This window comes from Paracoccus sp. 228 (assembly GCF_000967825.1).
GTDB classification, from domain to species: domain Bacteria; phylum Pseudomonadota; class Alphaproteobacteria; order Rhodobacterales; family Rhodobacteraceae; genus Paracoccus; species Paracoccus marcusii.
The window spans coordinates 66,327-85,184 of record NZ_JYGY01000008.1 but is presented as its reverse complement, the minus strand read 5'-3'; the positions used below and the strand labels follow the sequence as shown (position 1 = coordinate 85,184).

The following is an 18,858-nucleotide window of genomic DNA, read 5'->3' as shown; positions in this document are numbered from 1 at the left end:
GCTGACCCGGCCAGTGGCCTGATCGCAGGCTTCGAACGGCGCTGCCGGCTGGTCGGACATCGCAGCCAGATCCCGCCCAAGGCGCTGGCCGATCGTCTCGGACTGGCCGCGCAGGACATCCCCCYGACGCCTGCGGCATTGCTCCTCCAGATGGGCGTTGAACGCGTCCCAGGTCGCAAACCGCGGGATCGGCACCATGAAGTTGCGRCGGGAGTAGCCAACCAGGCCCTCAGCGTTGCCTTTGTCGTTCCCCTTGCCCGGGCGGCCGTAGCGGTCGCGGAACAGGTAATGCGACAGGAACCCGTTGAAGAGCGTGGCTCGCTGGCGCGCCCCGTCCGGCAGGATCTTCGCAACCAGGCAGCGGTCGTTGTCGTAGAGGACCGATGCGGGCACCTTGCCGAAGAATGCGAAGGCCTGGACGTGACCGTCAACCCAGGCTTCCGCGGTCGCCGCTGGATAGGCCCTGACATAACAGGCATCGCTGTGCGGCAGGTCCATGACAAAGAAATGCGCCTTCTGCTCGACACCGTCGATAATGGCCACCGCCTCGCCGAAGTCGGCTTGGGCATGTCCRGGCGGGTGTGCCAGCGGCACGAACATCTCGCGACMGTGCCGTTCGCGCTCCCGCATGTAGTCCTTCACGATCGTGTAGCCGCCGGTGAACCCGTGCTCATCGCGAAGCCGCTCGAACACCCGCTTCGCCGTATGCCTCTGCTTGCGATGGACCTCCCGATCGCCCTCCAGCCAGCCGTCGATGATCCCGGTGTAGGCATCCAGCTTCGGCCGCTTCACGGGGGCCGTCCGCCGATATCCGGGCGGAACCGAGAACGCCATCATCTTGGYTACGCTGTCGCGCGCGATGTTGAAATGACGCGCTGCCTCGCGCTGGCTCATCCCCTCGGCACAGGCCAGTCGCACTCTACGATACAAGTCCACGGTGAAAATCCTCCCGCCCTCCCTGTCGCCAGAAAGGGTAAAGGTGGACGACTTTTACGCCGCCCGCAGCAGGATCATCCCGCCGCTACCGTGGCCGACTTTTGCACCGCCGTTCTCACCAACCCTACCTGAAACCGTAACCAGCCGTCAGAGGCGGCCATGCACCGCTTGAAATGGACATTCCAGCTTTCATCCACATGTGTCCCCTTGCTATGATGTGATCATGTGTTCTGTGGACACCGCATCAGCATCAAGAAGCAGAAGCAGGCCCGGGCCCGGGTTCGGAGAACCTGAAGCATGAGCTTCCGAACCTGCTACTGCATCTGGGCCATATTCTGGATCGGGTTCTGGTTCGCCTCGGGCCTGTTCCCGTGGATCGGAGACTGGACCTGGTCCTGGACCGGGGTCGGGCCCGGGGTCGGGTTCGGCCAGTAGGGGCGGCGGAGGTCCGCGAGGCTGAAATCCCTGTAAGACCTTGAAATCCTTATTCTATTCTTACTCTCTCTCTCTTTTTCTCTACTAAAAGAAGCTAGGAAAGGAAAAGAGAAGTTTTTCATTTAGAGAGTTCGAAGTTCAAGAACTTAAAGAATATATAATAATTGAGTTGGGCCTTAGCGTCCTAGCTCCTTTTGCCCTGAGACTGCTGGCCAGAGCTCCGCCCGCACTGGCACCCGAACCCGCTCCACCACCTGTAAATAATTGATTTATAACATTATAATTAAGTTCGCGAACTTGTCGGGTCTGAACATCCAACTTGGCGAGCCGATGTTGTCGTTATGACCGGAAGGCTGGTCATGTACGTCTCGCCACCTTCGTATCGGCCATTCCGACAGCAGGTAACCATACGATCCCTAAAGTCGGCCGCCTTCTCGCATTGCTTCGTGAAGTTGCCTGCCACTTCGCGAACTCCCGAAATCATTCCTCACCGTCTAGTCTATTACCACAGGCAGAAAGAGGAAAAAATCATGTACACCATAAAACACGTCCATGCCGTTTTTACAGTCAAGGACGGCAGATCATGAAACTGGAGCATTACGCCCGCCGCCTGGCTCAAAAGACCGGCACGCCGGTTCTTGAGGACATCATCCTTGGAAAGAAATCCCTCAAGGATCTTCCCGAGACATGCATGCCTTGGACAGGTCGGAAGACCGCAGCTGAACCGAGGATACGGGTAAAGAAGCTGCGCGACTACAACGGAAGACCGTACATGCAGCGCTCCCTGGACAGGCCCTATGGGATCATCACGGTCGAGGGACGAAGGCTCTCCGTTCACCGCTACGTCTTCATGCTTCTGATCAAGCCGAACTATGCGTTCACGCTGTGGAACCAGTGCGGCAACACCCTGTGTTGCAACCCCTCTCATTGGACCATCCACGGAGAGATCGAGACCCCCGAGGACCTGCCCGAGGGCTTCTACTACGACCCCGACGAACCCTGGACTCAGAGAGAGGTCAACGATCTTCTGGACCAGGCGCTTGCCAAATATATCTTCTATAGCTGGCAAGAACTGATCGAAAACCCCCTGCTCGAAGATTGCCCCCACGACATGCTCATGGAGGGCCTGACGGAGTTTCGCAGAAGGGAGCTGCTACCATGACGGACATCCAAAGAAAGGTTACTGAAAGACGCCTCGATTTTTGCGCCGTTCCGACTTTGGTTAGCAGACTGGGTGGGGTGGTAACGGGGGGAGATAGGGAGACCGGCACGGCCTATCTACCCCCCTCGCACCAGTCCTACAGCATCATGAAGTCGCTCCCCAGAGGCCGCGTTGTGCCGTCCGGGCTACAATCCTGTCCGGCGCGTGGAGATCCCTGCCATACTGCTGGTTAACAACGGGCACCTACCTTCCGAAATGCTTGGTAATGGCCTCCTCGATCATGGCGGTTTCCAGCTTGGGCAGTAGCCGCCGACGTGATCCGGCAGCGCCTCGACCACGGCAGCGATGACCTGCGCGTCCCGGTGCGGATCGCTGGTCCCCTCCCCGTCGACGCGGACGCCGACCCTGTGCCGATCGATGTCACGGCGGAGACGTTTGGAGACGTTCTATGCCTTGATCACCGTGGCGGGCCTGATGTGGGCTGGCATCGAGCGCATGCTCCGCAAGACGCGGGCGGTCTGGAACAGGAAACAGGCCGTTGAGGCAGTGAGTGAGGCCGATGCCCTGACCACTGCGTTGAACAAGGTTCCAGGGCTGGACGCGCGGCCGCCACGCTGATCTTGACTTGCAGTTGGTGCAGCTGACGAGTGCTTGGGAAACCAAGGCCGCGGGATTTTCGTTCGTCCCTTTCATCAGTATACCCTGGGGAGGGGCGATAGTGGTCACTCATATCCAACGACGAAAAGTTCAAACGCCGCGTATCGTGATCACTGCCAAGATCATCGCACCATCCAAGTATGCCTGTATTGATCCGATGCAGATGCGGGAAGGATTTCTGGATCTGATGGTTGACCGGAAGGTCGACCAGGCCATTCGCGCGATGCACCCCGACCATAAGTAGGATCGGTTTCTAAAATCGACGAGCGATCGAAACCTTGCGACTCGTTCTCCTTTCGTTCTAATCGACCGGAAGGAGACAACCATGCCCCGCCATCGAATTCACGAGCCCATCTTTCCGGAGAACCGGGCCCTCTACATCATCTGGTGCGATGAGTGGCAGGGCGATCGGTATTCCTTGGCTGCGGGCCATCTGAGCGCCATGCTCGCGGCGTGGGATGCGATGGCCGATTATTCACCGCGGGACACGCTGTCGCTTCAGTTCGGCAGCAGGGTCCTTCGGACCAGGCTGCCGAAGTGATCTGACATTCAACATCCTGTGCGTTGTTTTGTCCCATAGCCAGAAAAAGCACAAAAGGAGAACTTGCGCAGTGGTGACACTGGTAGGCTGAATGAAGGACGCTGTTGACCATCTGATAAATGATCTCCTGGGCGCAGGTCAGGAGAGTAGTTTGTCCGCGCACGATCTCCGCAAATTTCAATTCGAGCTTGCCAGGCACCAGGCGATCAAGACGATGCTCGATGCGAAGGTGAGCTTTGCCATCAGGATGTTCGAGAGGAACGACTGCTTGCGGTCATCGGATCAATGACGGCTCCGTTTTAGCTCAGCGGACCTGTGTGCCTGACTGCGCGTGCATGAAGGCAAGTACAGCCTTTGCATACTTTTGGTGATCGGCAGTTCCAGCTTCATGTGTCGCGATGAAGTTGAAGAGCATGTTCTCTTCCGACAAACCGAGGGCCATGTCCCAACCTGGAAACTGCCGCATCGGGACAACATTCCTACCCAGAACTGTAAGCCCGTGATGGGATTTGCTGCCGTAGATATGGCGCTCAACAATCTGCAGCTCTGCCTCCGGGCCTTCTATCCATTGGTGAAAGATCCCATCCTCCCAGTAAAGATACCCCGTGATGGCCATGTTGCCGTTGCGATGACGTGCTTGGGCCAAGATGGCCTTGAGCTTCGGGTCCTTCGGCTGAAGGGTCGTTTCGCTACGGTACAAAAGATTGGTGATCAAAGCGTCCTACCTCTCGCAGAGGCAAGTTTCATGCCTCGGGCGGCCAGCAATAGGAATAGCTGATCATCAACGGCTGACCTTAGTCGGTCAGACTGAATCGGATCTGATGGCTGAGGCTCTGGATAAGGCTCTGGCTCGAGCTTCTGACAAGTGGCCCCCAAACTTTATGGCTGGCCCAGACGACTGCAAGTAGCCCCTGCCCTAGTCACTGGTATCTTCCATCACCGCCCCTCGGCTCATAACCTAGGGCCGGTCTTTTAGTATTTAGGGGACATGCTGAGTGTCTCCTATTCCCGCAGCCTTCTCTTCTTCTCTATCTTCTTCTTCGTCAGAAATAAGGCACTGATAAAAATACTGAAATTAGCGTGACTATAACCGTTTGGGTGACTTACTGAAACCTATGGGGTGGTTGTCGATAACCTATGGGGTGATCTATCGTAACCGATCGGGTGATATACGAAGCTACCCTTATGGAGCATCGTAACCTATGGGGTGGTTTCACGGTTAGGGGTTCTCCATAAGCTCAAAAACGCTATCATCTGCCTAAAAATCGGGGCAGGCAGGCATGACAAAGTCCGACAATCACCCAATAAGTTACAATCCCCGGCGGACCCTCGAAGTGCGTCCGCATGGTGGAGAGATGATAAAGCCCGCGGAGCTGATCGACATTCAGGGTGCCACCGGTTTATCGCTGGCTGCTCGTCGCCTGTACAATCAGTTACTTGCGAATGCTTTCGGTCCTGACATGGGATACGAAGGCCGTGACTTCAGCATCCCCCTCTCCGAGCTACGTGGCACTCATGCCGGCAATGAGCGGATCAGCGACAGCATCGAGGCGCTGATGAAGACGGTGGTGATCGTCAGGGGCTTGGATGGGCGCACGACGCGGGTGCAGCTGTTGGGTGGTAACGACATGGTGGACAGTGAGCGCCGTCACGGGATGCTAACTTACAGCTTCGATAAGCGTTTGGCCCCTCTGCTCCGCGAAAGCGTGGTCTTCGCGAAGCTGGAGCTTGCTGCTCTCCAAGCGTTCGGCACCAAATATGGTCTGGCGCTGTACGAAGCCCTATCCCGCCGCGTGCGGCTTCATCATGTCTTCCATGAGGACTTCGAGGTCGACGCCTTTCGCAACCTTCTAGGTGTGCCTGAGGGAAAGCTGCCAAGCTTTGGAAATCTACGACAGAAGGCTATAGACCCAGCAATCGCAGAGGTGATCAAGTTGGCTCCCTTCTCGTGTGATGTCGAACCGGTCGAGCGTGTCGGTCGCAAAGTGACCATGGTTCGCCTGCGCTGGTGGGTGAAGACCGTGGACGAGATGAAAGCCGTTTACGCGGAAAGCCATACCCAACACTCTTTATTACTGGAAAGCTGATTGGTATCCGTTAGCTACTAACTATCTTTTTGCGTAGCAGGTCGACGGCTACCTCGAAGGCTTCCCCTACCCCGATTCCCATCTCATCAGCCGCGGCATAGAACTGCTCCAACGTCTCGGGCTTGGCCTTGATGTTGATCTGGGCATTGCGCCCTGTCCTGCGTCGGCGCTGCACCTTCTGGAGCGGCTCAGGGACTTTAGCGGCCGGGGTCGGCTCGCGGCGCGTAAACCCAGCTTCAGCGGCCGCCTGAAGCTCCGGTGCTGGCTTATGGCGTTTAGTCGGCTCAAAACCACCTAGGTCGCTCAGCGCGTCACCGAAACCAATCTTCGCCCTGGTGCTCGTCATTGTGCTGCCTCCCTGATCTTCGCAACCAGCTCACCAGTGAACTCCTTGGCATTGTCGATGGCCTTGTCGATATTGCTGGTCTGTGACGGGTCCAACGCCTGGAGTGTGCCGCCGAAGTCAAACAGATCACGATAGGCTGCCCGTTCTACAATAGCGGTTTGGAACACAGGCACCCCCGCCTCCTCCAACTCGCTAGCAACATTCTTGAGACTGCGGGACCGGATGGCCGCACTGGTCCGTGTCAGGACCACGGCATGCGGAATAGTGCGGCGCGCCATCTTGGCCTGCGAAGCGATCAGTTTTAGCACCTTAGCACCCCCTTTCGCATCCATGCTCGAACCCTGCAGAGGAATCGTTACGAAGTCCGACATGCCAATTGCATTGGCGACCATCAGCGAGGCGGTGCCTTCTAGATCAACAATGACAAAGTTGGCTTGCGCCGCCTCCCGCTCGATCACGTCGACGATCGTGTCCTCGGTGACGTCGCTGATGATCCGCACAGCATCAGGCTTACCCGCTAGGTTGCCCCACTGCGAGATCCAACGCTCTGGGTCTGCGTCGATGATGGTGACCGATGCCCCTGCCTCGGCTAGTTGGATCGCTGCTAGTAAAGCAGTGGTGGTCTTCCCTGCCCCGCCTTTGGGGTTCGCAAAGCTGATGGTCGGCATGTCTGTCCCTACTCGTTTTCTAGTAGAGAACATGCACTAGATAATTTTTGCAAGAAGATATCGATTAGCTACCAGTTAATAAAAAATAGCTAATAGCTAATAGATACTATTAAATAACATTACCAGATAGCTACCGCGCACCAAGGCGATATCTAGTAGCTATCAGGTAAAATAAGTGCTAAGAGGTCTAGGGCGCCGGGTTTGCGGCGATGACTGCGATCGACGTGCCTGCCGTAACCAACTAAGTTGCCATTGCAAACCAATCATGCTCTTCCCTGCCCCGCCTCTATGCTAGAAGCTACTGCTGAGCAGATAGCTGATAGGTACCATTAATCGATGCCGATTGACCTTTAAGATGTACTAAGTCTGATGGAGCTAAGTTTCTTTACGATACTATATAGATATATAGTAGCTACCAGCTAAAAATAGACGGGGTGTAGCCTGTAAAAAGACCTCGCAGCGTTACGAGCGCTCCGAGGCCAGTACAGATGAGTCCGTAAGGGACTTGTGAATGATACCGGAGCCAAAATTAAAGGGAAGGCCTTAGCGCTATCGGCAGGGCAGGAAGGTGTCATCGGTTTGGGCGACTACAACAATTGAACTCCTAAACTTCCATCATAAGTTCGCTCCATGACCGACGACCGGAAAAGCCCTGCGAAGACGATACATCCGAGTGGAAGCTTCCACTCAACGCTGCATGCAACAGCGCGGGGTGTTACTTTCGATCACGCAGTCTACGATCAGACGAAGGCTGCGCATCCTCGCGACGGTCGCGTCCATCCGCGCAACTGGGCCGGAGAGCATCCTCGTTCGTTAGCTGGGCCTCATCCGAAACTCCGGAAGTAGACGGACTGCTTTTCGGCGCCAGGTCATGCGCCCCTCTCCTTTTCGATGACGGCATAGCTGCCTCACTAATCAGCACCGGTATCTGCCACGCTTTCATAAATTCGGCTGCGGATCATCCAGCGGTCCGGCCCTGACGGGGCGCGCTCTATTCTTTCAACTCGTTGCTGCACGTTCCGGCTCTGACAGCATGTTCTTCGTCACTAGTTGCAACAGGCCGCGCAGATAGAAACCGGCGGCCTTGAAGGCAGGCTCGTCGAACTAGAACCGCTGGTCGATCTGCGGGGCAGGGAGGTCGGCTGGTAGATGGTCCATGGCAAGGTCGTTCATGGTCTCATACTCCGCGTAGAGGCAGCATCCCCAGCTTCTCAGCCTGTGCCAGCAGCATCTTGACCGATGAGGGTTGCCACGTTGTTCGCCCGCGGGGGGTGCGCTCACGCATAGCCTCTAGGCGATCGCAGATGGCCTGGAGGGTGATCTGGGGATCAGCCCCCTTTATCGCAGCCACGATCGCCGGCAGACGGTCGTCGCCTACGCGTCGGGCGGCCCGCCCCAGGACCTCTTGGGGCAGGAAGCCGTCCCGAACATAGGCCCGCACAGCCCTCAGAAGCCGCGGCTGTGTCCATTGTCGGTTCTGGGGCAGGGGGGCGTTTATGATCCGCAGGATATCCTCCCAGGCCATGTGTGGGCGCAGCCTGCGCACATGGGGAACCCAGTCCCCTGCGGTCTGGGCAACGCGTTCCATRTAGCCATCATGCCGTGCCAGGCGTACCTTGCGAAGCGCCTCCGGGTTTCGGGCACGCAGACCGGGATTTCCGCCGATCCGCCCTTCAAGACGTGCGCTGGCCAGTCCCGCTTTGGTGCGCTCGCGGATCAGAGCCCGCTCGAACTCGGCCGCAGCCCCCAGAACTTGGAGCGTGAACTTTCCCTGGGGCGATGCCGTATCGATCGGATCCTCGATCGAGCGAAAGAACGCGCTCTTTGCTTCGAGTTGCTCGATGATCTCCAGCAGATGCGAGAGGGACCGGGCCAGTCGGTCGATCCGAACGACGACCAATGTGTCTCCCTTGCGGATACCGTCCAGGACGCTCGTCAGGACGGGGCGGGCGCGATTGCCACCGGACCCATGCTCCTCGCGGATGACTGAGCAACCTGCGGCTCTCAGAGCCTGGGCCTGGGGCAGGGGGGTCTGATCGTCCGTAGAGACGCGGGCATAGCCAATCAGCGGCATGGAGGGCCATCTTTCATAATATGTAGACGTCAGTAAACGACCGTTTGTAAACGAATGCAACGCCGATATCTGTGGCAGCTGTACGAATGCCCAGGTCCTCTACGTTCAGCAGGGGACGGAACTTAGCGCCTTTGTGCGCTCTCTGGGTCGTATTCCAGGGCCTTCGGGATCTCATCTGCCCGAGTGGCGGAATGGTGGTGACTTCGGCCGATATCTGAAAGTACTAGGCAACTGCAGAATGTTGGCAATATGCTAAACTGTTGGCGTCATAATCATGGATTGTCAGATGGATGTCGGATCGCTGCTTTTGAGTGCCGAGACCCAGGCTGCGAGGGTTGAGGGCATTCTCTTGGCCGACCCCGCCCTGGCTACACTGTGGCGAATGGAGACGAGCCTTCTGGAGGCTGCCGCCTCGGTCGGCCTCGAAGGCGAGCGCATCTCCACGCAGGGGATGGTGCTTCGTCTGACCAGCGGCACGGCGGTGGAAGAGGATGCCCGGGCGGTCGAGATGGCCCTGAAGCTTCTGGTCGTCATCCGCCGGCCCGGAGACCCGTTTGGCGCGCCGATAGCGGCGCTGCGCCGGATCGAGGCGGCTGCGGCACCCATCGGGCAGACACGCGATGAGGGCGATCGCTTGGAGGATGCGGAGCTGCCCTTGGTCGTGGAGGCCAGTCGCACCTGGTCCCACGTTCCGATCCTGGCGGGATGGCGTGCGGCGGCCAGCTATGCCTTCCGCTCCCGACGGAGCAGCCCGGTGGCCGAGCGGCTGATCTTCATGGCCGTGGAGGGTGCCGCGCGTCATCTGCAGGGGCTGTCTCCTGATAAAAGGGCTAGCCGCGATGAGCTGGACGAGAGGGCAGGGGGCCTGCTGATGCCGGCGGCTGCCGTGTGGATCGTGCCGCCATCCGTGTCGCTGACCCGCACCGGCTTTCGGGTCTGGTCGCCGATGACCGGGCTGGCCACGTTCCTGGAGGCCGCCACGCGGAGCCTCTCTCATGACCTCGGTCATCTGGGGACCCTGCGCCATGAGCTGGCGCGTCTCTCGGCCATGGCGTCGTCTGCACACGGGCGGTCGCGCCTTGGCGACTTGATCGCCTATCTGAAGGCGCAGCCGGTCGTGAGCTCGGCGATGGTCATGGATCATCTGGGGGTGACGCGCCGGACGGCCCTGACCCTGATCGGCGAGCTCGTCGATGCCGGCTGCCTCAGCAATCTCACCGCCCGCAGCACCTCCCGGTTCTGGGCACTGCCCTCCCTTGCCGCGCGAATGGGACATGCGGGAGGGGCAGGGGCCGCTCGTCGCGGTGTGTGCGCCGGCCGCGAGGGGCCGAGCGAACGCATGAAGCAGATCGGTGCCTTGGACCGAATGAAGGGAGGGCGCGACGAGGGCCAACTGAACCGCATCATGGCAGAGCTCGATGCCGCGATGTTGGGGGTCGATGATGTCGTGCGCCGGGCGGGGGGTCGAGAGCATAAGGATGAGTAAGGAAGTCAAAATGCCCCGCTCGGCTCGACGTAGTTGCCGACCGTGGCAAGGTGACGACCGGGATGTTGTTTTTCTTAACCGGTAGGGAAGCCCACTGCTGTGCGACGAAGCTCCTTTGCCGTAAGGCACTTCTTAAGTAGGAGAAGGTCCGGTCCCATGAGAATGGCTCATAACACCACCTAGTGAATTTTGTGCTGAGCGAGCTTCAATTGCTTGAAATTCTCATAAGTTAAGCACAAGGCCAATCGTAGATATGAAACGTAGCCGGGAACTTGGACGACCATGAAATTCAACATCAACCACTGTCAGAACATAGCAGGGTGGTAGCCAATGGTTGAAAATGGTACCAAGAAAACGCGTGGCAGGCCTCGTAATGATGATAAGGCTGCTGTCGATGTGATCCGCCGTATTTCTAAGAGCGGTAATATTCGCCGTGACCTCGATACCCCAATGTGGGTACAGCTAAAGAACGCGCTTTCTGAGGAAATAGGTCGGCAAACGCTTAAGCCGGACATGCGCCTGCCTGCTGAGCAAACCATCGCAGAGCTTCTTGAAATTTCCCGCCCCGTCGTACGGGCTGCACTGGATGCTCTGTCCAACCAGGGCCTGATTGCGAAGGTGCCGCGCAAAGGGATCTTCGTTACACAGCCATCCTCGGAAACAAGCTTTCTTACGTCAAACGTGTCCGTGCACTCTGACCTTCAAGCGCGTGGACACGTAGTGAGTGCGGAGGCTTTCCTGTTCGAACGCTGTGCACCCGATGAGGAAGAGCAGCGAGTTTTCTCCATCCCACCCGATGGAACCGTCGTCCGCATCGGGCGCATCTACCGGTCAGACGGCCAACCGATCACACATACTCTGATATCACTTCCAGGACACAAGGTACCGCGAATGGAAATGCTAGATATCCAAGGGCGCTCAATATTTGAAATTCTGAATACGCATTACGGTCTTACCGCCCGTCGAGCTGAAAGGTGGATCACCGCCGCATCAGCGCACGACGAGGTCGCGGCACGCTTGGAGGTGCTGCCCGGGCACCCGCTGATCTGGATTGAATCGATCGCTTACGACGCATTTGACATGCCCTTGGAGTACTATCGCGCGTTCTACAATTCGAACGTCGCTCGCATACATGTGTCGACGGGTAGCTTCAACAACTAGTTGATATATATACATATATCGGATTATTCTGAGTCGCTTCTATTTCTGGTAATAACTAGATTGACAGTGTGTACTATGTTCCTGCATTCTCATCCTTGGGAGGGGGATGAAATTCCCCATGGCTATCAAGATATGACGCAGACTTGCCGGAATGGGCGAGTTCTGTGCCTGGAGGAAACATGCCTTACGCCAACCTGTTTGACTTATCGGGTCAGCTAGCTGCCGTTACAGGGGGTGCTAGTGGCATCGGCCTCGAGAGCGCGCGGGCACTTGCGGCTCATGGGGCACGGCTAGAACTGCTCGACATGGACGGTCAGGCGCTGGACCGGGCTGCGGAAATCCTGCGCAGGGAAGGGGCTGAGGTCGGTACCCATATCTTGGACGTGACAGATCCTGACGCGGTGCGTGCGGCCTCAGACTCGATCTGCGACCGCTCGGGTGTGCCGCATGTGCTAATGGCCTCGGCAGGTATCGCGCGTTTGCATTCAGCAACCGGCGTCCCTGACGCCGATTGGCGAAAGGTGATCGATGTAAACTTGAATGGAGTTTTCTGGTGCTGCCAGGCGTTCGGCGCGCGGATGGTCAGCGAAGGTCGCGGATCGATTATTAACATGGGTTCGATGTCCGGGACCATCGTCAACACTCCGCAATTCGCGTCTAGTTACATGGCGTCGAAAGGGGCAGTCCATCATATCACCCGCGCCCTTGCAGTCGAATGGGCGAAGAATGGCGTGCGCGTCAACGCGCTGGCACCCGGCTATGTCGGCACCGAAATGACGCTGGAAATGCGCGCTCAGCCTGAACTGTTCGAAAAATGGCTCGAAATGACCCCTATGGGGCGCTGTGCAGAACCGTCCGAGATCGCGGCCGCCGTCGTTTTCCTGGCTTCCCGTGCCTCTAGCTACATGACCGGCTCCATCCTGGCAGTGGATGGCGGCTACACTTGCCTCTGAGGAAACCCGCATGACGACCCAGAACATCCTGTCGGACGATACCGATCAACGCATGAAGATTATCGAAGCCTGCCTTGAAATGAACCGCTCAGGCATCAACCAAGGAACGTCGGGAAATATCTCTGTGCGGTCAGGCGAGGGTATCCTCGTGACGCCCACATCAATGCCCTATGACACGCTGGTTCCGGAAGACATCGTCTGGATCGGCTTTGATGGAGAGGTGCGCGGCAGGCAACGCCCGTCTTCGGAATGGCGCTTCCACCTCGACATCCTGCGGCAACGCCCAGATCTTAACGCCGTTGTCCACGCTCACCCAAACGCAGCCACTAGCTTGTCGATTATGGAAAAGGGCATTCCGGCAATCCATTACATGGTTGCGGTCTGTGGTGGGCCAGACATTCGCTGCGCGCCTTATGCAACATACGGCACGCAGGAGCTGTCCCGCAACGCAGTTGCTGCACTCGAAGGGCGGACTGCCTGCCTTCTCGGTCATCACGGTATGATTGCCTGCGGCACCTCGCTCGATCAAGCAATGTGGCGCGCTGTCGAGGTGGAAACCTTGTCAAAGCAGTATTTGGACTGCCTGCCGATGGGCGAGCCGCCCGTCCTGAGCAACGATGAAATTCAGAACGTCATCGATCGGATTGCTGGCTACGGCCACTCCGATTGATCACGGCCGACGTCCCTGGACGTCGGACTGGGCTTTTTGATGATAACTTGTGGGAGGAGACCACATCATGATCAGGAATATCCTTAACAGCACCATCGCGGCCACGATCCTTCTAACCGCCGCCCCAGTTATGGCGCAAGATGCCGAACAGTCAGGCGCGCTTCCGGATGCCGACGTGCCGTCGCTTGACGGCAAGACGGTAGGTGTCACCGTCATTGGTACCGACCATCATTGGGATCTTATGGCCTACCGTGGTCAGATCGACGAACTTGAACGCCTCGGCGCTGAGGTTATCGCTCTCGACGCGGGACGCAGTGACCAAACACAGGTCAGCCAGATTCAAACGCTCATCGCGCAACGTCCCGATGCTATCATTCAACAGTTGGGCAACATCGACGTTCTTGACCCGTGGCTGAAGCGTATCGAACAGGCTGGCATCCCGCTTTTCACAGTAGACACGGCCACGCCTTACGCTGAGAACCAGTCCACTTCTGATAACTACTCGATCGGTGCCCAGCTCGCGCTGCAAATTGTTAAGGATATGGGCGGGGAGGGAAAGATCGCGGTGTTCAACGGGTTCTATTCCGTACCCGTGTGCAAGATCCGCTATGATCAACTGAAATACGTTCTGGAAGCTTATCCGGCAATTGAGGTGATCGAGCCCGAACTGCGTGACGTCATCCCTAATACTGTCCAGTCAGCCTATTCGGACACTTCGGACATGTTGACGCAGTATGGAGCAGACAGCGGCCTCAAGGCAGTATGGGGATGCTGGGATGTTCCAATGATCGGCGCGACCCAAGCCATAGCTGATGCGGGTCGGACCGACGTCAAGACGTACGGTGTGGACGGAAGCCCCGAATACGTCGAAATGGTCGCCGACCCCAATAGTCCTGCGGGCGCCGTTGCCGCCCAACAGCCATACGCAATCGGACAGCAGGCCGCGCGTAACGTCGCGATGTCGCTTGGTGGTGAGGATATCTCGCCGTTCAGCTTTCTGCCCGCTGTACTGATTACAAAGGAAAACGCGTCTGAGACGGCCGAGCCCTTCCTGCCAGGCGCAGCGGATTCTTCGGCCGACGCCCCGGCTGAGGGCGCCGAGGAAAGCGAGAGCGGCTCGAACTGATACTGCAGCCGCAATCCCGGCCGGGCTGTCATTGAGTGGCTCGGTCACTCCCCCCTTCACGTCACAGCAAGGAGGACGGCATGACCGCTTCCGCAATAGAGATGCGCGACATCGACAAGCATTTTGGCCCTGTCCATGCACTGGACAAAGCCGATCTCGTAGTTGAGCCCGGCACCGTGCATGGCCTTGTGGGCCAGAATGGCGCGGGGAAGTCTACTATCATAAAGGTCCTGGCCGGGATCTACCGGCGTACCGGCGGAACCGTTCGCGTTTTCGGGGAGGAGATTGATCAGATCACGCCAGCCCTCATCGAGGCCAGGGGTGTACACTTCATCCATCAGGACCGCTTGTTAGTGCCGACCGCGACTGTTGCCGAGTCCGTATGCCTGCGCAACGAACCTCGGGTCGGACCCTTCATTAATCACCGCGCCATGCGCCGCCGTGCCTCCGAGTTGCTGAAGAGGCACTTCAAGCTGGATTTGGATCCAGACATGTTGATCCAGGACCTGTCCACCGCGCAGCAGAAGATCGTCCAGATCACGCGCGCGCTGGCGAATAACGCCAAGGTGCTGGTTCTGGACGAGCCAACGGCCGCGCTGGTCAAGAAAGAAGTTGACAACCTTTTTGACGTACTTCGCACACTGCGTAATGATGGCCTCGCGATCATTTTTATTTCGCACTACATGAGCGAAATAAGGGAAATCTGCGACACGGTTACAGTGCTGCGCAATGGCACTGATGTAGGCGTTGTTGACCCGAGCGAGGTCGGTATTCAGCGCATCGTCGACATGATGACGAACCGCGATACGTCCGAGATGTATCCGCCGCGCGACGTCACTTTGGGCGCGGTCATTCTTGAAATGCGCAACGCTACCGCCGAACCCCATTTCCGCAATGTTTCGCTTAAACTACGCGAGGGCGAAATTTTGGGGCTGACGGGTCTTCTCGGTTCGGGCGACAAAGAGGTGATGAACGCCTTGTTCGGGCAGATCCCTTTGGACAGCGGTGAAATTCTGTTGCGAGGAAATTCCCTTAAGCTGCGTTCTCCCGTGGATGCGGTGGGGCGGGGTTTTGCCAAGATCCCCGAGGATCGGAGAGCGCATGGCGTGGCGACGGCATTGTCGGTACGCGAGAATGTATCACTGGCCTCACTGTCGTCGATGTCCAAGCGTGGTCTTGTGTCGCGCCGAGCTGAGGCGAAGCGGGTCGACGATCTGATCGCCGATCTGGGCATTAAGACACCAGGCCGCGATCAGCTGGTTAAGAACCTCTCGGGAGGCAATCAGCAAAAGGTTGTCGTGGCCAAATGGCTGTCCTGCGAAAGTGAAGTCTATCTCATGGACGAGCCAACCGTCGCCGTCGATGTTGGCGCGAAGATCGAGATATTTACGCTCATGAACCGTCTTGCGGCTGAAGGTAAGGCACTCGTCTTCCTGTCTTCCGACCTCGAGGAAATCGTAGAGATGTGCGACCGCACGCTTGTCATCCATCGCGGCGAGCTGATCGGGGAATATGCCAAGGGCGACATCGATGCCGATCGCCTCCTGGCCGCCGCATCTGGTGCTGTCATCGAAGAAGGCTCCAACGAAAGGATTATCGCATGACCGCTTCTGCAGTCGTCCCACCGCGCGTATCCGCCGAAAAGGGCCGCAACTTTGCCAAGCTTGCCATCCGTCTTGGGGCGTTCGTAGGTTTCGCGTTGATCGCAATTTATTTTGCCGTAACGGCGCGTGGTTTCGTCACCAGTTACAACCTAACGAACATTGTAGAGCAGTCTACCATACTAGGGGTTCTAGCCTATGGTATGACTCTGGTTTTTGCCGGTACGGGCACGGACGTGCAGCGTGGCGGCATTGACCTGTCGATCGCTGCGAATGCAGGCCTATGTGCAGCTGTTTATGCGGTACTGATGCGGGCGGGCTATGGCGGGATGGTCGCTGTGCCCTGCGCACTGGTGACAGGCATGATCGTAGGTGCGCTGAACGGCTTTGCCGTGGTCGGGCTTAAAATCATGCCACTTCTGGCCACACTTGCGGTCATGAACATCACCGAGGGGCTGGAACTAACACTGACCGAGAACACGGTGGTGTCTGTGTCATCGCCGATGATTGATACATTGGCCTTCGGGCGTTTGCTGGGCATTTCGACAATGTCCTGGATTTTTGTCGTGGTCTCGATCGTGTTGATTTGGATTGCACACTATAGCCGCACGGGCCTGCGGCTCTACGCTGTCGGTGGGCATGCCGAGGCCGCGCGTGCCGCGGGTATCCGCAACGGCACCTATGTATATGGAGCCTATATCGGGGCAGGGCTCCTGGCCGGTCTTACGTCTATTCTGATCGTCGCGCGGCTGTCTTCCTCGACGCCTGGAACGGGACAAATGTTGCTGCCGGTTCTTGCTGCAGCGCTTCTGGGTACGGTCTTTTCACGCCGACTCATTCCGACGATTGGGGGGACGTTACTGGCTGCACTGTTTATCGGGACTCTTGCTAACGGATTCCAGCTTCTCGGCATCTCTTCCTATTGGGTCAGCGGCGTGCAGGGGGCTTTGATCCTTGTGGTCGTCGCCGCGACCTCTTTTGCAAAGAATTCGTGAGGCTGCCATGACAGATACAACCGCTTCCACGCCGTCACGCAAGCTGACCCTCGAGGCTCTCTCGAACTATGCGGTGATTGCCTCTTTTGCTCTAATCGTCGTCTTCTTCGCTGTCTTCGCCGACGGGTTCCTCAGCAGTGAAAACTTGATGAACCTAGTTCTGAACAAGGTGGTTATTCTCGCCGTCGTTGCGCTTGGGATGACGCTAGTCATTGCCGCCGGAGGGATCGACCTGTCCGTCGGGGTCTCAGTCGATTTAAGTTCGATGGTCTTCATCATGATGATCGCCGCCGGTATTTCGGGGGTCTTTGCCGTCGCCGGGGGGCTTGCTGCTGCCATTTGCGTCGGCATCGTAAACGCCGTCCTGATCAACAAGCTTAAGATCAACCCTTTCCTCGCGACTCTCGGCGTCCTTTTTATCGGTGAGACGGTTCAGCGCGTGTCAACCCAAGGTGGTGTGCCCATCTATCTGACACGTGCCGAATACGCTGCCCCCTTCAATGCAATCGTCCGCACGCACCTATTCGGTGTGCCAACGCCAATCGTCGTGCTAATCGTCGCTGCTCTTGCAGTTTATATCACACTGCATCGGTCCGTTTTCGGTCGCTACGTGTCGGCACTGGGCGCCGCACCTGACGTTGTACGCTATTCTGGCATTCGAGTGCCGCTGCACATGTCGATCGTATTCATCGCCTGTGCCGCGATCTCGGGGGTCGCGGGGATCTTGCTCAGCTCAACGGTGCGGTCATACGTACCGTTTTCCGGCGATGCCTTCCTGCTGGATGCCATCGGAGCGACCTTTATCGGTACTGCTATCAGCGCTGAACGTCGTCCATCGGTGGTAGGTACGCTTCTTGGCGTGCTTCTGCTGGCCGTCATGCGCAATGGTCTTCTGCTAATTGGGTGGAACTTCTTCTGGCAACAAGTCGGGATCGGCGTGCTCGTCTTCCTAGTCTTGGGCGTGTCCTTCGGGCTTCGCCGCCGCAACGATTGATGAAAGAACGAAACATGCCGAACTTCGATGTATCTTCCGTAGGCTTTGCGGTCCTCGATATCTTGGGCCGTCCAGTTATAGGCATCCCCGAAGGCGGGCGAGCCGCATATATCGATGAGATCCGTATGACCGTCGCAGGCACCGCTGGCGCTACAGGAATGGATTGCGCGATCCTAGGCCTCCGGACACAAATAGTCACCACCGTCGGCACGGACGAATTAGGGGATTTTCTCGTCTCGAAGATGCAGAGTTACGGGATGAACACCGCAATGGTAGGACGGGATGGTTCCGTCCAGACTTCCGCGACTATTCTACCTGTGCGCCCTAATGGTGAACGACCGGCGCTGCATGTACCTGGCACAGCCGCGACCTTTACTGTCGCACCCCAAGATTACGACAAGGCTCTAGATGCCAGTGTTATCCATATCGGTGGTACGGGCTTGCTGAAGACCTTTGATGGCGAGCCGACGCTGGCCTTTATCAAGGCCGCAAAAGATGCCGGACGGATCACGACGTTTGATCTGATCCAAGCTACCCCTGAAACGACCGCACTGGTCGAGCCATTGCTGCCCTATATCGACTACTTCATCCCCTCGATTGAAGAGGCGCAAGAGATGTCGGGCCTGACCAAGCCCGAAGACATCGCACAATGGTTTATGTCACGGGGTGTGAAGAACACCATCCTTACGATGGGTGGTGATGGGGTTTATGTGCACCCGGCCGAAGGCGATCCCTTCACCCTGCCTGCACATGAAATAGATGTTGTCGATACAACAGGCTGTGGCGACAGTTTCACAGCGGGGATCATCGTGGGGCTGGTAAAGGGCTGGCCGCTTGAGGAATGCGCTCGATTTGCCTCCGCCGTAGCCGCACGTGTAGCGATGGGCCTGGGGTCGGACGGTAAGCTGACGTCATTCGACGATACGGTTGAGGCCATGAACACGCTTCCGCGGAAAGGATGAAACT

Annotated in this window: 20 protein-coding genes; 15 read left to right on the top strand and 5 right to left on the bottom strand. The window is 57.6% G+C overall.

Features of this window, described 5'->3' with window-relative positions; genetic code table 11:
- Positions 1-936, bottom strand: a 936-nt coding sequence (gene istA, locus SY26_RS18925) for an IS21 family transposase (RefSeq protein ID WP_157020543.1), incomplete at its 3' end; no start/stop codon positions are given.
- Between the two features lie 297 nt (positions 937-1,233).
- Here istA and SY26_RS21350 point away from each other — a divergent pair.
- From SY26_RS21350 to SY26_RS18905, 5 genes are all read left to right on the top strand, one after another.
- The gene (locus SY26_RS21350) at positions 1,234-1,371 is read left to right on the top strand and encodes a hypothetical protein (protein ID WP_157020542.1); all 138 of its coding nucleotides are present in this window, start codon (positions 1,234-1,236) and stop codon (positions 1,369-1,371) included.
- Between the two features lie 583 nt (positions 1,372-1,954).
- Positions 1,955-2,533 carry a hypothetical protein gene (locus tag SY26_RS18920; protein ID WP_046001842.1) on the top strand — a complete coding sequence of 193 codons (579 nt, stop codon included), beginning with the start codon at positions 1,955-1,957 and terminating at the stop codon, positions 2,531-2,533.
- Positions 2,534-2,968: 435 nt separating this feature from the next.
- Complete coding sequence (locus SY26_RS18915; RefSeq protein WP_046001841.1) at positions 2,969-3,151, top strand: hypothetical protein; 183 nt, start codon at positions 2,969-2,971, stop codon at positions 3,149-3,151.
- A gap of 145 nt (positions 3,152-3,296) precedes the next feature.
- Positions 3,297-3,434: a hypothetical protein gene (locus tag SY26_RS21720; RefSeq protein WP_198143227.1), complete on the top strand. Its 138-nt coding sequence runs from the start codon at positions 3,297-3,299 to the stop codon at positions 3,432-3,434.
- Positions 3,435-3,515: 81 nt separating this feature from the next.
- Complete coding sequence (locus SY26_RS18905; RefSeq protein ID WP_046001839.1) at positions 3,516-3,731, top strand: hypothetical protein; 216 nt, start codon at positions 3,516-3,518, stop codon at positions 3,729-3,731.
- 304 nt (positions 3,732-4,035) lie between these two features.
- Here SY26_RS18905 and SY26_RS18895 read toward each other — a convergent pair whose 3' ends face one another.
- Complete coding sequence (locus SY26_RS18895) at positions 4,036-4,446, bottom strand: BLUF domain-containing protein (RefSeq protein WP_046001837.1); 411 nt, start codon at positions 4,444-4,446, stop codon at positions 4,036-4,038.
- Between the two features lie 565 nt (positions 4,447-5,011).
- On the opposite strand from SY26_RS18895, the gene SY26_RS18890 reads away from it, so the two are divergent.
- Positions 5,012-5,818, top strand: coding sequence for a replication initiation protein (locus SY26_RS18890; protein ID WP_084693950.1), 807 nt, complete (start codon positions 5,012-5,014; stop codon positions 5,816-5,818).
- Positions 5,819-5,828: 10 nt separating this feature from the next.
- Here the strand turns inward: SY26_RS18890 and SY26_RS18885 are convergent, their stop codons facing one another.
- From SY26_RS18885 to SY26_RS18875, 3 genes are all read right to left on the bottom strand, one after another.
- Positions 5,829-6,164, bottom strand: a complete 336-nt coding sequence (locus SY26_RS18885) for a hypothetical protein (RefSeq protein ID WP_046001836.1) — start codon at positions 6,162-6,164, stop codon at positions 5,829-5,831.
- A complete protein-coding gene (locus SY26_RS18880; RefSeq protein ID WP_046001835.1) occupies positions 6,161-6,832 on the bottom strand; it encodes a ParA family protein in 672 nt (223 codons plus the stop codon). The genes SY26_RS18885 and SY26_RS18880 overlap by 4 nt, the downstream gene beginning before the upstream one ends.
- 1,177 nt (positions 6,833-8,009) lie before the next feature.
- Positions 8,010-8,906 carry a recombinase family protein gene (locus SY26_RS18875; RefSeq protein WP_046001834.1) on the bottom strand — a complete coding sequence of 299 codons (897 nt, stop codon included), beginning with the start codon at positions 8,904-8,906 and terminating at the stop codon, positions 8,010-8,012.
- A gap of 286 nt (positions 8,907-9,192) precedes the next feature.
- Between SY26_RS18875 and SY26_RS18870 the strand changes: the two genes are divergently transcribed.
- The 9 genes from SY26_RS18870 (at position 9,193) to SY26_RS18830 (ending at position 18,854) form a co-directional block, all read left to right on the top strand.
- Positions 9,193-10,392, top strand: a complete 1,200-nt coding sequence (locus SY26_RS18870; RefSeq protein ID WP_046001833.1) for a helix-turn-helix domain-containing protein — start codon at positions 9,193-9,195, stop codon at positions 10,390-10,392.
- Between the two features lie 330 nt (positions 10,393-10,722).
- Complete coding sequence (locus SY26_RS18865; RefSeq protein WP_046001832.1) at positions 10,723-11,553, top strand: GntR family transcriptional regulator; 831 nt, start codon at positions 10,723-10,725, stop codon at positions 11,551-11,553.
- A gap of 179 nt (positions 11,554-11,732) precedes the next feature.
- The gene (locus tag SY26_RS18860) at positions 11,733-12,506 is read left to right on the top strand and encodes an SDR family NAD(P)-dependent oxidoreductase (protein ID WP_046001831.1); all 774 of its coding nucleotides are present in this window, start codon (positions 11,733-11,735) and stop codon (positions 12,504-12,506) included.
- 10 nt (positions 12,507-12,516) lie between these two features.
- Entirely contained in the window at positions 12,517-13,176 is a 660-nt protein-coding gene (locus SY26_RS18855; RefSeq protein ID WP_046001830.1) for a class II aldolase/adducin family protein, read from the top strand.
- Positions 13,177-13,243: 67 nt separating this feature from the next.
- Positions 13,244-14,302, top strand: coding sequence for a sugar ABC transporter substrate-binding protein (locus tag SY26_RS18850; protein WP_084693948.1), 1,059 nt, complete (start codon positions 13,244-13,246; stop codon positions 14,300-14,302).
- 80 nt (positions 14,303-14,382) lie between these two features.
- On the top strand, positions 14,383-15,906 hold the full coding sequence (locus SY26_RS18845) for a sugar ABC transporter ATP-binding protein (RefSeq protein WP_046001829.1): 1,524 nt from the start codon (positions 14,383-14,385) through the stop codon (positions 15,904-15,906).
- Complete coding sequence (locus SY26_RS18840) at positions 15,903-16,898, top strand: ABC transporter permease (RefSeq protein WP_046001828.1); 996 nt, start codon at positions 15,903-15,905, stop codon at positions 16,896-16,898. The genes SY26_RS18845 and SY26_RS18840 overlap by 4 nt, the downstream gene beginning before the upstream one ends.
- Before the next feature lie 7 nt (positions 16,899-16,905).
- On the top strand, positions 16,906-17,892 hold the full coding sequence (locus SY26_RS18835) for an ABC transporter permease (RefSeq protein ID WP_046001827.1): 987 nt from the start codon (positions 16,906-16,908) through the stop codon (positions 17,890-17,892).
- Between the two features lie 14 nt (positions 17,893-17,906).
- A complete protein-coding gene (locus SY26_RS18830) occupies positions 17,907-18,854 on the top strand; it encodes a carbohydrate kinase family protein (protein ID WP_046001826.1) in 948 nt (315 codons plus the stop codon).
- The last annotated feature ends 4 nt before the right edge of the window (positions 18,855-18,858 follow it).